The following is a 13,218-nucleotide window of genomic DNA, read 5'->3' on the forward strand; positions in this document are numbered from 1 at the left end:
TTCAACTACATTTAACTCCCCTGCAACAACAAGCTTTCAGCCCGACAAGGCATGAATAAGCGAGAGCTGCTTTGGTTGATACACACGTCATCCTTTTAATGAATGTGTATCATAAAAAACAACTCAGTTAGTTAATGCTTCATTGGGCTGAAACAGCTGGGGAATAATCATGAATATTCTCGTCCAACGAATCACCCTCTATCTGATAACGTGCCTGTTGGGAACTCTGCTGATCATCTCAGAGTCCTTTGCTGAATCCCAAAACAGGCAACGTATCCAGTTAATACCCTTTGTTCCAGCAGCTCTGTCAACAACAGAGCAACAAACGCTCAACCAGATCAGACTCTCCTGCAATACCGCAAAAAGACCAGAAGACTGTGTAGCCAAAGGCCATAGTCAACTGCGTCCCCTGATTAATATTGAATATGAAAATTCTTTTTCCAAAACTAAAAGGAGCCGACCTCAGCCCGAAGGATCTGACGAAACTGGCTCTGGCGAAAGCAAGAGAATGCAACCCACATCACAACAGCTGGCCTATGCAAGAAGAAACTGTTCAGCAGACAGCTATGCCAGCATCGTACTGGTTGATACCTCTGAAGACCTGTGGAGTGTTGTAGAAACATTCAGCGGAAGTTACTCAATGGAAACCTGGATGCGCCTTGATCATACTGGCGAGATATGGAGCTGGGATCAGGACCCTGACAACGCTCTGGGCGTCCTTTACCTCCTTCCAGCCAGTACTCGCTATAGTACACATGCCATTACTCTCTATTACGACTACTGGTCCGAACAGCTCCGCAAAATCACTGCGCCCAGAATCGGTCTTTGCTCTCTATCATCTGAGCAACCCGCTACTTTAGTAAACAGCGGTCGAGGCGTATCCCGACATAATGATGAAGGCTTTGGACTGGCTCCAGGCGGAGGCGTTTATGTAGGTGCACTCTATATAGCTGAGGCCCAAATGGAGATGTACGACATTAACATAGAAGGTAACCAGGTTGACCACAGAACCTCTGTCATAGAATTACACCGAGGAGGCAAACTGTTAGCCAACAACCTTACCATTACCCGTTCAGAAGGAGATGACCTGGAAAACCATGCGGGCCTGATCCTCGCACTCAGCCTCTCTACCGTTCGTCTGCAGAATGCCACCTTGTCGCAAACCACTCAGAATGGCACCTTGCTCTACAGTCAATATTCAGAAATGTACGTCAACTCATCCAACATTACAGCCGCCGATAGCAGTTACCCCCTGGTGACCTGGTCATCGGATGTAACCCTGGACAACAACCAGCTTTCCGCATTTTCCACATCGGATGAATCCCCTATAGCTATGCTCAGCTATGACTCGGATGAAGCCGATGAAATCAGGGAGTACTGTGTGAGATCGAAGGTTCAGGAGTGTCGGGATAACCCTGACGGCGAAGTTTATGTCGATGGATTCTACACACCCTGCGACAGCTACTTGGACTATTGTACAAATAATCGAGTGATTATGAAAAACAACCGTTTTCTCGGCAACTGGGAGAACATACTCTGGGTACTACAGGACATTTACTCTGAAGACAGCCGGGGCAATAGCAAGAGCACCTTTAACCCATGCGCCAAAGAAGGTTCCAGCAGCCTCGAAGGCGACCCATGGTTTAGCAGGATAGGCGGCTGCCTGGCGTCAATCCTACCAGAGCCGGAACCTGGAGCCGATGACAAAAATCAAACCGGCACTGAAGCCACCCCTTTATACTACCAAAGCAATCAAAACACTTCAGATGGCCTTCCTGTGAATGCTCAACTGGGAACAGGGACTGTAGAAGATCCAACTTCATCAGCCATCACCCAGTATTTGTCATACTTAGCCGCACTTCTAAGCGGAATAGCTGCACTCGCCAACCTGTTTTAATAACAACCAGCTGCCGGGACCTATACTGTAATGTCCCGGCAATACACCTGCTTACTATTTAAACTGATCAATGACATCCGTGATGATGTTGTCGACACCCATATCAAAGAAGGATTCAACTTTCTCGGGTTCATTCATGGTCCAGATAGCCAGAACAGTTCCTGTGCCCTTGATGTCCCTGGCCATCTCCGGAGTCAAAATCCTGTGGTCCAAATGAATGCTGTAGGGTGCGACCTCCTTCAGAACGTTGTTCAGACCAAAGTCCGCTTTATCGGATATAAAACCACGGCGCACCTGAGGCACCAGTTCACGACAACGGACTAATGCTTCCCTGGAAAAGCTGGACAACAGCAGTTTATCCAAAGGGAATTCATTCTCCTGTAGCAGCTCAATCACTCGTTCAACCAACGCAACTGGTTCACTGGCTGGATAAAGCTTTAATTCCAGGTTCAGCGTCAAATCCAGCTTTTTGCACTCTTCCAGCACTTCTTCAAGGATCGGAAACAGTTCTCCGGAATACTCAGGCTTGTACCACTCGCCGGTATCGAGCATTCTCAGTTCATCCAGCGTTTTCTCTCTGAGAAGCCCCGAGCCATTGGTAGTCCTGTCCAGGGTTTCATCGTGCATGACCACGGGAATCCGGTCTTTGCTCAGCTGCGTGTCCAACTCAACCCAGCGAGCACCCAGCTGTGCCGCCAGTCGTATACCGGACAGGGTGTTTTCAGGCGCTTTGGAAGGAATACCACGGTGAGCCGTCAACAGTCGCTGACTCTCTGTGTTTACTGAAATATCCATGACTTCTGGACTCTGTAAAAGAGGGATTAGGCCTAGCCATAATGAAGAAACCCAATAGCCACCTGGGGTAGCTATTGGGTTTCGGCCACAATATCAGCGAATTATTTCACATTTATGACAAATTCGTCACTCATCAATAGAATTCGAACATAAATGAAAAATTATCCCCAAGGCAAGAACATTTTAGATTACTGTTCCTGTTCTCGTTCCAGCCTTGCCTGATCCATTTCTTGCTGAAGTTGCTGCATATATTGGGGATCAGGAGGCTCCAGAAAACCAAGAATCGTAGTCAGGAAACTAATGGCAGTAGAAGTCGATGGCGCGATAGTCCCTCCACCGTCCGTTGTGTCCTCATCCACTGCTTCTACATCAGCTTGATCCTGTTCCCTCTCAGCACGAGTGCGCCTCATAGTGTCCAGTCTTTGTCTGATTTCCCTCAACAGGTTAGACATGTTTTCGGCGACGCCTTCACCGGCAACTTCTACCTCTTCATTCTCTGCATGCCTCAGCATAAAGGTTGGACCATTGGCCGTTGCACCACCCGTATCAGCATTAGGTTCAGGAACTACAGGAATCTCTTCTGTCGGTGGCTCCTCGGGGACTTCATTGGCAACAGTATCATCATTTTGACCTGTTCCAGCCTGATCCAAGGGGTCTGGAACAACAGGAGGATGAACCGGTACAGGCGCTTGTGGTGGTGTAACCACCTGCGGCAGAACCGGCAACAAATGCTCAACTTCTGCAAGTGTGTATTCCGGTATATTCAGCGCTGCTGCTTCCTGATTACTGCGCCTGAGCAACCGCAAGAAGTATCTGGCCAGAGCTCTACGCCTGTTCTGTCTATTTGCAGCAGGGCTATCAACCTCATCGCCACCATCCAGTAATCCATCAAACTCCTCTGCATCGGGATCCGATGTTATCAGCTGCATAATCTGCGCATCATTGAGAAAGGCAAACAGCTGCTCCAGATGATTCTGGATGTCTTCTTCTGTGACCGGTTCCGGGTTTTCTTCTACCTCTTCATCGACGGGATCGGTATCTCTGTCCCTGTCTCGATCTCTATCCCGGTCACGATCCCGTGAATTCTCCCGCTCACCCTCGTCCTCTTCGCGACTACTATTTGGGTCATTGCCTGTGCCCGGTTGATCTTTCAGCTTGGATTTATCAAATGTGGGGCTCTGACCATCAGGGTCTTTGTCAGCGAATGTTATGACTTCAGGTGAAGTGTGATCACCGGGCTCAACCGGTTGAGGTTCGGTTTGTGTCTGGACACTACTGCCGGAATCGGAACTTAAAAGAACCTGTGTAACCTCTTCATCGTCGACAATAAGTTGCTTTGTACTCTCTACTCGATAGCGAACAGACTCGGAAAGTTCATCTCCATGAATTTCTTTTAGTGAATTCATTACGATGCCAAAGGTTTCACCATCAAAAAAAGTTTGGGAGACACCTGACCGGGTGAAATCCAAAGAAAACTCATTCGGTTTGGCACCTGGAAAAGGAGGACGCCCTCCTCCCGGATCAAAATGGGACATCAATCTGGAATCAGAATATTGAACTCCGTTTTTTGAACATGTGACATTCACCGCCACAAAACTCTCTACTACATCAACCGTTTCACCATCACACCGGCGAATTAAATGTAAAAGCGGATTAACTTTTGATTTTCTATTCAGATGCACATTAAAACGCTTTGTTCCCTCATCGGAATCAACCTGAACTTTCATATCGACATTGTCTGCCCTTCTCGTTCGCGGTTTTTCCGGATCAAAGCCCGGCCCTCCTTCTTGCCTTTCCAATAGCACTGAACCCTTTCTGGCAGAAGGCTTTTCTGAATCTGGAGGAATGGGATCGGCAACGGCTGCAATAACAAAGGGTGAACAAAATGAAAATAATGTGGAGCAGGACAATGGCAACAACCAGGACCTTTTCATAACGGCTACCTCAGGTAAAAGAGGACAAGCCAAGTATTGTAGAAGTCAGTAGCAATGCAATCTTTTAACAAAAATGAAATAGAGGTTTTCAACTATGAACAATTACTACAACCGTATAGACAAGAATGTAATAAAACTGAAATATTCGCTCTATATTCTCCCGGCTGAAATTTGTTAGCTCAACTCACTCTTAAAAAATATTTTTTCGGTACGAAGTCATGAAAAAATTTATTGGAGCTATTGTCGCCGTCAGCGTTCTACTGACCGGCTGCAACAAGGAGAGTGCTTCCACTGAAAGCACTGCTCAAAAACCTATCGATATCAACATGAGTCTGGTATTCAGCCCGAATGAGCTGCTGACCCAGGAACTGGTAAAAGCGACCGACAAGATTCGTGAGCGTACCGAAGGCGGTGTCAACATCACCGTATTCCCTGGCGGTCAGCTTCCCGTTTATAAAGACAACCTGGAGCAGGTAGTTAACGGTGCCAACTGGATCGCCGTAGAAGACCTGACTTACCTGGGTGACTATGTGCCTGACTTTGCTGCTCTGGCCGGTCCAATGCTGTACAACACCTACGACGAATACGTTGCCATGATGCAGACTGATCTGGTGAAAGGTCTGAAGCAGCAGGCAGAAGAGAAAGGCATCAAGGTACTGAACCTCGACTACATGTTCGGCTTCCGTCACATGATCACCAATAAAGAGATCAAGAACTCTGCAGACATCAAGGGCATGCGTATTCGTGTACCTCAGAGCCAGCTGTTCATCAGCACTCTGAAAGCTATGGGTGCCGCTCCTGCGTCTCTGGCTTTCCCTGAAACCTACGCCGGTGTTCAGCAGGGTATCGTAGACGGTCTGGAAGGTTCTGTTCTGACCATGTACTCCACCAAAATCTACGAAGTAGCTAAAAACATGTCCATGACCAAGCACTTCCTGGGTTCTGTGGGCATCTATATCTCTCCAAAACTGTGGGACAAGCTGACACCTGAGCAGCAGGCCATCGTAAACGAAGAGCTGTCTGCCGGTGCTCTTTCCAACAACAGTGAGCTGGTTCGTCTGGAAGCTGAATACACCGACAAGCTGAAAGAACTGGGTGTGACCTTCAACGAAGCTGACACTGCAGAGTTCAACAACCTGACCTCCAAAGTATATGAAGAGTTCCCGGGCTGGAGTGAAGGTATCCACGACACTATCATGAAAGAACTCACCAAAATTCGTGAGTCCAGCGCTAACTAAAGCCGATTAGCTCACAAGCGAAGGAATGCTGTTTTCAACTCTGAAAGCAGCATTTTTTCGTTTTAGTCATTAACCACTCTGTGAGAGCCCATGCAAGTATCATCTATCGGCACATGGCTGTTTAAGAACCTTGAAGAGATCCTGGCTTCTGCCGCCATCTCTGTCACCGTTCTGGTCGTAATCATCAACGTTATTCTGAGATACGGCTTTGGTTTTGTAGTGCCCTGGAGTGAAGAGTTGTCCGTGATCTGCTTTGTCTGGGCGGTCTACCTCGGTATCAGCTCCTGTTACAAGCACAAACTCCACATGGGTGTTGATGTCATTGTCGCCATGTTGCCGGAAAGAGCCAAACCGCCTTTCCGCTTGTGTGTCCTTACCCTGCTGCTGGGCCTGAATGCGATCATGAGCTGGCTGAGTTTTGATTACCTGATGATCTCAACCAAGTCGACTCCAGTCATGGGCCTGTCCTACTTCTACATCAACAGTGTGCTGCTGTTCAGCTTCGGCATGATGCTTGTGCACACCGTTCGCTTTATTGTCCAGGAAATAATGGAGATGCGCGCTATGCGCAATGCAAAAGCCTGAATCCACAGCCCCAATCCGGACCGTTGAAACACTGAAACCCCTATACCGTGAGCTTCATGTCGCTCATGGCTGTTCAGGCAACGAATTTTGCGCATTTTAACTGGAATAAAGTGACCTGATGGAAAGCTATATCCCGATATTTATCCTGTTTGTTCTGTTTTTTCTGAACATTCCCATTGCCTTCTCGCTGATTGCAGCGGCAATGTCGTATTTCCTTTTTTTGAACAATTCCATCCCGGTCACCCTGGTGATGCAGAAGTTCACCTCTTCCGTGGAGTCGTTCCCACTGCTTGCCATCCCTTTCTTTATCATGGTGGGATCGGTCATGAACTACTCCGGCATCAGTCGAAGTCTGTTGTCGTTTGCTGACTCACTGATTGGCCACAAGACCGGTGGCCTGGCTCAGGTCAATGTGGCCCTGAGTACTTTTATGGGTGGTATTTCCGGTTCTGCCAACGCCGATGCGGCTATGCAGTCCAAAATACTGGTTCCGGAAATGACCCAGCGCGGCTATGGCAAAGCATTTTCTGCTGCAGTGACCGCCGCTTCTTCAATAATCAGCCCGATCATTCCGCCCGGCATTAACCTGATTATTTTCTCCCTGCTGGCCAGTGTCTCCGTGCACAAAATGTTCATTGCCGGTTACATACCTGCACTGATGATGGCTGTTGCACTGATGGTCGTTATTGCGATTATCTCCAAACGTCGTGGCTATAAGCCTTCTCGTGAAAAACCTGCCTCTGCCGGTGAACGCTTCCAGCACTTTCTGAAAGCCACCCCGGCTCTTCTGATTCCCTTTGGCATCATCCTGGGTATGCGTTTTGGCCTGTTCACTCCGACCGAAGCCGGCGCTATTGCGGTTCTGTTGTGCACCGTGGTGGGTCTGTTTATCTACAAAGAACTGAAGATTTCTCACTTCCCGGCCATTCTGAAAGAAACCATTCAGGGAACCGGCAGTGTCATCTTTATCATCATCGGTGCCATGGTCTTTGGCTATTACATGACCTTGGAGCAGATCCCGCAAAACATTGCTTCAGCACTGATTGAGCTGACAGATAACAAACTGGTTCTGTTGCTGCTGATTAACGTTCTGCTGCTGGTGATCGGCATGTTCATCGAAGGCGGCGCAGCCATGATCATCCTGACACCCCTGCTGTTGCCCGCGGTACTCAATGCAGGTATTGATCCGGTTCACTTTGGTATCGTGGTGATCGTGAATATCATGATCGGTGGTGTCACACCGCCCTTTGGCTCAATGATGTTTACTGTCTGCTCGATCCTGAAAGTACGGCTGACTGACTTTATGAAGGAAGTTTATCCACTGTTGCTGGCACTGCTGGCGGTACTGATGATTCTGACTTTCTTTGAAGATGTAGCACTCTTCCTGCCAAACCTGTTGACCTGACTTTTTCAACATGAGTGAGGCGCTGTGCTTCACTCATGAAAAGAATACATTTTATTGCAAGAAGCTATGACAGAACTGAATCAAGATTGGAAAAATGTTGAGTGGGTATTGACCGATGTGGACGATACCCTGACCTGTGAAGGCCATCTGCCACCGGAAACCCTGGTTGCCCTGAAAAAGCTGCGGGATGCTGGCATTAAAGTGGTTGCGGTCACTGGCGCCTGCGCTGGCTGGTGCGATCACATTGCACAGCTGTGGCCAGTGGATGCGGTGTTAGGAGAGAATGGCGCGTTTATTCTGGAGAAGAAAGAAGGTTTCCTGACTATCCAGGCGGACCGTGATCTGGACGTCATTCGTCAGAAGCAGGGTGAGTTGAAGACACAGGTTCTGGAAATACTGAAAGACTATCCAGACCTCAATTTGACGCTGGATCAATCCTACCGCCTTTGTGAAGTAGCGATTGATATCGGCCAGAATCGTCCAAAAGTAGACCATGAGATTATTGAAGAGATTGTGGCACGTATCCACAAACTGGGCGCTCACGCCACAGCCAGCTCAATTCACATTAATGCCTGGTATGGTGAGCACTCCAAACGAGTGACCTCCCTGGGTTATCTGGAAGCCAATGGGTTGAGCCAGAATGATATTCTGACCAAAACCTGCTATGCCGGTGACTCCATGAACGACCAGCAAATGTTTGAGCACTTGCCTTTATCTGTAGGCGTAGCGAACATCAAAAAATACTGGGACAAGCTTTCTCATAAACCTTCTGTCGTTATGAGTAAACCTGGTGGGTATGGTTTTGCGGAATTTACAGAAGCACTTCTGTCTTTGAAGGCTTGAAGGCTTGAAGGCTTGAAGGCTTGAAGGCTTGAACAGCAGGTTATTGTTCTTAGCCTGCTGTTCAAACTCGATTTTAAAAACTTTCCTTACTCAGCTTCCAACAGTGAAGAAGAATAACAGTACTGATCCAGTGACTATAATCTCACTCATGAGTGTAGAGAGTGCTGAAGAAGGTTGCAGACCATGCGTCAGAGGTGAGTTGGTGGGCTGAGCTTGCATTGGAGTAGCCGTTGCTATATCAGTAGTGGTGGGATAAGCCAGTGTACCGGCCATAAATACGTTATCTGGCAGCTCTGACCCCAAACGGGTATTTCTCTTGATGACTTTGGACAGAGTACTCTCTCTGACCATCTGCATTTCGTCCTCTGTGAGAGGGTTAGGATTACCTGGATTCTGATACCAGAACCGGTCTCCGTCTCTTAAAGCCCTGAACTGTTCCTTTAGAATTCTGGCATTGGTAGGCCCTACCATCCCATTTTCAACATGATCTTCTGCCAGAGCTCCCACCCAAAGATCAATCTGATCAACATTAGAATAAATTGACCGGAGACGTTCCACTGTCACTGCATCTGAACTGATCTGGTCAAAGTGGCTCACTTTTTCCTGATCCTCAGAGTTATCACGTACCTGAAGATACGTGGGTATCCCATGATCCCTGCCCCGCTGAATGTTTAAAGCTACAAGATCTCCGGTTGGTCCGAATAAAGTATTTCTAACTTCATTCACCACCCGGGCATCCACCTTCTGATGAGTTTGATAGGCCAAACCTAACAGGTAAGGTTCCAGCCCCTCATCACTGACGCAGGTATGACAGAAGAAGGCATTCTTCAATGCCAGTCTCTCGGACCTGAAACGGCCTTCTTCATAGTAGACCTTCAATAGATTAGGGCTTAACGCGCTGTGGCCAAAACGATAACTGGCCGTAGCAAAGCTGTTTCCGATCGTACCATTCAAAGACGAGTCATAGGCCCGGTATTCGCCCAGATTCTCGCTACCCAACAAGAGTGGCAGAAACTCATCGTAGGTTATTTTCTGTATGATGGAGATGACCCGATTTCGGGCGCATTGATAAAGCTCTTCATCCCTCTCCATTGTTCCCGCTTCTGCAAAAGAGATACAGCTTTCCACTTGATGATTATGCTCACGCATAAACAATGTATGCATTACAGTGAGACCTACCTGTTCATTGGCACGGACATCACCTGCAAGAAAGAAGTCTTCTGCAGGCAGGTAGTTGGGTTTTTCATTCTCAAGATTCAATGTATTTTTCGGTAACAGATTGCCTGTTGAGAATTTCAAGCGGCCTGTACCGTCTTTCATCCTGAGCGCTGATGCCCGTTCACGATCAGAGCCGTAAACATTGGAACCATCAATCCAGCTGCTGATAATATTAACCTGCTGCCTCGGATTCTCACTGCTGCCACCACCAATGTACCTGGATCGGGAGAACCTGAGCTTGAATTCCCCTGTTTGCTCAGGATCAAAGGTTGTATCCGTTGCCAGAATATCCGCTGGGTCTCGGGGATCTGCTGCCGGTGTTAAATCGAGATCATGATCCAGAAACTGCCCCCATTGCCAGAAGAAATCAGAAGCTCCCAGTTCATTTTTAATATCTAGAGGAACGCTGTTTTCTTCTTGCTTGAAGACACTGTTACTGATGTCTCTTGGATTAGGTCGCTCAGCCCCAGCAAGCGATGCACCACCATCTTCAGAGTATGCTGCATCGAACAATCTAAGTAAGGGCTGTCCAGCCTGACCCCAGGAAGGATGTTCAACATTATTATCACGACCGTCATAACTGCGGATAAGTAGACCTCCACTTCCCTAGTCTGATTCAGTAACTGTTTCAGTTGATCGGGTTGGAGTACTATCTGCTAATAGAATGGAAGAAAAAAAGAGTGTAAATAAATACGTCGACTGTCTGGCTTTTCTAATGATTGATAATTTATTCATTTCTAACTACTCGTTCGAAAAACATCAGGCAGTTAGAAAAGTAGACAGCCTATGGGGTTTATCAAGACGCTTAAAAAATATTGAACACTAAATCAAGAACCCGAAAAAATCTAATGACTATATATTTCATTTATTGAATAAAATCACCTGCTGTACCGGTTCAGCTAAATAAAAGTGAATAACTTACATCTTTAAAAAAACGCCGTTATTACCAATAAATACTTAAATTAAAAATCAAAAAAATTTATTTATAAAATCGGAAGCTCATAATTTTGCCAGAACTTGAATTGAGCTGTGTTGTGTAAAGCCCATTGACTCACAGAGTTTGATAGAACTCTTATTCTCTCTGTTCGTTCGATAACGAACAACTCTGTTTCTTTTCTCTGCCTCATCAATCAAACGGTAAAGCAATGACTTGCCAACCCCTAACCCTCTATGCCTTGGGTTCACTACTATGGACAGAGACTCAAAAGGTTCAACACCACAGTAAGATGCAAGCATGCCAGCCACTTCATTATCCTTTACAACGGCATAGAAGTAATCAGAGTCAATATCAAAATCCGATTTAATCAGATCTTCCTCAGCACAAGCATCAATAAAGGATTCTATGTAACTACGATCTTTTTCAAGAGACAGTTCAACCACTTCCAATAAAGATTCACAGTCATTTTTATTTTCAAAAAGATAATAGTCGACATCGTCAATGTAAACTTCATATTGACTGCCATTCTCTTCATTAGCAAAGCCACTCAGTGTTCGTGGTTTTTCTGAACTGATTGTCTCAGCCATCTCAGGACTGCAACTGACCAGAGTCAAATGATCTGAGTGATACATAAAAGCCAGATCTTCCTCCCCCCCTCTTTTCCAGTAGTCACATCCAGTGATGATATAGTCACTCTTTTTATCAGAAACAGATAATCGATTGAGCCAGGATTGATCAATTATTTTATGATCCAGTTTCATAGTGTTTCTCTCATTCTTTTTTTATTTAAGTGGATAAGCTAACCACCGAGCACAACCTGAAATAATTCAGTTTGTAAGACTTAGCTTATAATTTCTTCAAGAAAAAACAGATAGTAATATTGCACAGAACATGCAGGAAAGTTTTCGACGTTATGGTTTAAAGAGTTAAAACACCTGCGGCCAAGGCTCGGTACTTGAGTCGCTCACGATCTTTCTTATCGGCATCAAGGAGTTTATGAGCTGCTGTTTTCATAACGCCAAGCAGCTGGGTTGCCACAAAATCTTGATCTGACCCCTTGAAGCTTCTGTAAAGTTGCATCAGTGTTACGAGGTCATACTCCATCTCACCACTGATAGCTTTATTACTTTTATCAAGTAAATTAAATTCTCGAACTTTAGTCAGACTAACCGCTTTCAGGGCCTCCTCACCTAAACCGGTCTTCTCGACAAAACCGTCCACAAGAATCTTGGTCTCTGCAGGCAAAGAGTCAAAAAACTCCAGCTTTTCTTCAGGTGTTAATAAGTCACCCATAAACAGTTTATTTCCGATAATGTCAGGGGAACAGCCTAATAAATAAGCCAGACTTGGGAAAAAGGCTTTCTTGTCATTGCTGGGCATATCAGGCTGCATAGCCTTTAGAACATATTCCAGCTGGCCTTCCACAGGGAGCATCCCCTGAGTTTGCTGAAGTAATGTTGAGTGTAAAGACGGATCATAACCGCACTCCAATTCCAGCAACCTGGCAGCGGATACCACACCCCGCTGAATAAGCAGCATCAAACTCTCCTCTGAGAGCTTCACCCCTTCAGGAATAGGCCACTCACAAGCCCATTTTGGCAGCATTTCCAGCACAGCGTGTTTATCCTCCGGCTTCATCCTGATATTTCCGAATACAGCAGGTCCCACCGAGTGAGGATAAAGTTCAACAAGCTCAGTCAAAGTCTTATGACACAGTTTTGTGAGTTCATTACTCTTGCTCAAGGACAATACACCGATCAAAAAAGTAGCTGCGAGCACTGGCTCTCTCCGGCTCCTTAAAGTCCTTGAAAGTTCTTCCACCCGCTTGCAGCTGTATTGATATTCATAATCGGGCAGTTTCTGAACTTCTGAAAGAGGCCCGTACTTCACAAGGAATTTGAGACGTCCAGGGGATGATCCATGTGCCAGCTTCAGATACTTACCCAGATTGGCAAGAAACCGATCAGGCGACTCAAGTCGTTTTTCTGGTAGCAGGCTGAATAGATACTCCGCCTGTTCAGGTGACACATCCTGTGCCATATCATCCAGATAAAAACTGTAGAGCATGGCTTCCAGTATTTTGTTTTTTATCTCTGGCGAAGCATTCTCTGGATAAAGAAGCCTAGCAGCCTGTCGGACTTGAACCCATAAACGCAGTTCAAGTAATTTCAGACTCTGACTATTCCGGAGAGAACTTATAAAACCCTCTCCGGCGCATTACATTTTCAACTTGTCCTTATGATTTTTCTCACTCTTGGCCTCAGATCAGCCCAATAGTGCCACAGATAAGTCGCCAACAAGACCAGTTCCAACCACTGCTCTTCATTCACTTGTTTCAGGCTGAACATCCGCCTCAAGTTATACGC

At 46.5% G+C, this 13,218-nt stretch carries 10 protein-coding genes; 5 read left to right on the plus strand and 5 right to left on the minus strand.

Annotated elements, in window-relative coordinates; translation table 11 throughout:
- Positions 1 to 169: 169 nt before the first annotated feature.
- Positions 170 to 1,897: a hypothetical protein gene (locus WG89_RS24180; RefSeq protein WP_062270276.1), complete on the plus strand. Its 1,728-nt coding sequence runs from the start codon at positions 170 to 172 to the stop codon at positions 1,895 to 1,897.
- A 54-nt stretch (positions 1,898 to 1,951) separates the two neighbouring features.
- Here the strand turns inward: WG89_RS24180 and WG89_RS24185 are convergent, their stop codons facing one another.
- Positions 1,952 to 2,692 (minus strand): glycerophosphodiester phosphodiesterase family protein, encoded by a 741-nt coding sequence (locus tag WG89_RS24185; RefSeq protein ID WP_216638550.1) that lies wholly within the window; start codon positions 2,690 to 2,692, stop codon positions 1,952 to 1,954.
- Between the two features lie 188 nt (positions 2,693 to 2,880).
- A complete protein-coding gene (locus WG89_RS31770) occupies positions 2,881 to 4,626 on the minus strand; it encodes a hypothetical protein (protein WP_062270277.1) in 1,746 nt (581 codons plus the stop codon).
- A 218-nt stretch (positions 4,627 to 4,844) separates the two neighbouring features.
- Between WG89_RS31770 and WG89_RS24195 the strand changes: the two genes are divergently transcribed.
- From WG89_RS24195 to WG89_RS24210, 4 genes are all read left to right on the plus strand, one after another.
- Positions 4,845 to 5,864, plus strand: coding sequence for a C4-dicarboxylate TRAP transporter substrate-binding protein (locus WG89_RS24195; RefSeq protein WP_062270278.1), 1,020 nt, complete (start codon positions 4,845 to 4,847; stop codon positions 5,862 to 5,864).
- 90 nt (positions 5,865 to 5,954) lie between these two features.
- Entirely contained in the window at positions 5,955 to 6,449 is a 495-nt protein-coding gene (locus WG89_RS24200) for a TRAP transporter small permease (protein WP_062270279.1), read from the plus strand.
- A gap of 118 nt (positions 6,450 to 6,567) precedes the next feature.
- Complete coding sequence (locus WG89_RS24205; protein WP_062270280.1) at positions 6,568 to 7,854, plus strand: TRAP transporter large permease; 1,287 nt, start codon at positions 6,568 to 6,570, stop codon at positions 7,852 to 7,854.
- 66 nt (positions 7,855 to 7,920) lie between these two features.
- Positions 7,921 to 8,697, plus strand: a complete 777-nt coding sequence (locus WG89_RS24210) for an HAD-IIB family hydrolase (RefSeq protein WP_062270287.1) — start codon at positions 7,921 to 7,923, stop codon at positions 8,695 to 8,697.
- Positions 8,698 to 8,787: 90 nt separating this feature from the next.
- On the opposite strand, the gene WG89_RS24215 is transcribed toward WG89_RS24210, so the two are convergent.
- From WG89_RS24215 to WG89_RS24225, 3 genes are all read right to left on the minus strand, one after another.
- Positions 8,788 to 10,503: a peroxidase family protein gene (locus tag WG89_RS24215; RefSeq protein ID WP_079254020.1), complete on the minus strand. Its 1,716-nt coding sequence runs from the start codon at positions 10,501 to 10,503 to the stop codon at positions 8,788 to 8,790.
- A 411-nt stretch (positions 10,504 to 10,914) separates the two neighbouring features.
- Positions 10,915 to 11,613 (minus strand): GNAT family N-acetyltransferase, encoded by a 699-nt coding sequence (locus tag WG89_RS24220; RefSeq protein WP_062270282.1) that lies wholly within the window; start codon positions 11,611 to 11,613, stop codon positions 10,915 to 10,917.
- A gap of 157 nt (positions 11,614 to 11,770) precedes the next feature.
- Positions 11,771 to 12,919, minus strand: a complete 1,149-nt coding sequence (locus tag WG89_RS24225; protein WP_062270283.1) for a hypothetical protein — start codon at positions 12,917 to 12,919, stop codon at positions 11,771 to 11,773.
- Between the last annotated feature and the right edge of the window lie 299 nt (positions 12,920 to 13,218).

Source organism: Endozoicomonas arenosclerae (assembly GCF_001562015.1).
GTDB lineage: Bacteria > Pseudomonadota > Gammaproteobacteria > Pseudomonadales > Endozoicomonadaceae > Endozoicomonas_A > Endozoicomonas_A arenosclerae.

What these genes read in the sequence shown, in the direction of transcription:
- WG89_RS24180 (WP_062270276.1), top strand. Translation starts at nt 170, where the DNA reads ATGAATATTCTCGTCCAACGAATCACCCTCTATCTGATAACGTGCCTG.
- WG89_RS24185 (WP_216638550.1), bottom strand. Translation starts at nt 2,692, where the DNA reads ATGGATATTTCAGTAAACACAGAGAGTCAGCGACTGTTGACGGCTCAC.
- WG89_RS31770 (WP_062270277.1), bottom strand. Translation starts at nt 4,626, where the DNA reads ATGAAAAGGTCCTGGTTGTTGCCATTGTCCTGCTCCACATTATTTTCA.
- WG89_RS24195 (WP_062270278.1), top strand. Translation starts at nt 4,845, where the DNA reads ATGAAAAAATTTATTGGAGCTATTGTCGCCGTCAGCGTTCTACTGACC.
- WG89_RS24200 (WP_062270279.1), top strand. Translation starts at nt 5,955, where the DNA reads ATGCAAGTATCATCTATCGGCACATGGCTGTTTAAGAACCTTGAAGAG.
- WG89_RS24205 (WP_062270280.1), top strand. Translation starts at nt 6,568, where the DNA reads ATGGAAAGCTATATCCCGATATTTATCCTGTTTGTTCTGTTTTTTCTG.
- WG89_RS24210 (WP_062270287.1), top strand. Translation starts at nt 7,921, where the DNA reads ATGACAGAACTGAATCAAGATTGGAAAAATGTTGAGTGGGTATTGACC.
- WG89_RS24220 (WP_062270282.1), bottom strand. Translation starts at nt 11,613, where the DNA reads ATGAAACTGGATCATAAAATAATTGATCAATCCTGGCTCAATCGATTA.
- WG89_RS24225 (WP_062270283.1), bottom strand. Translation starts at nt 12,919, where the DNA reads ATGCTCTACAGTTTTTATCTGGATGATATGGCACAGGATGTGTCACCT.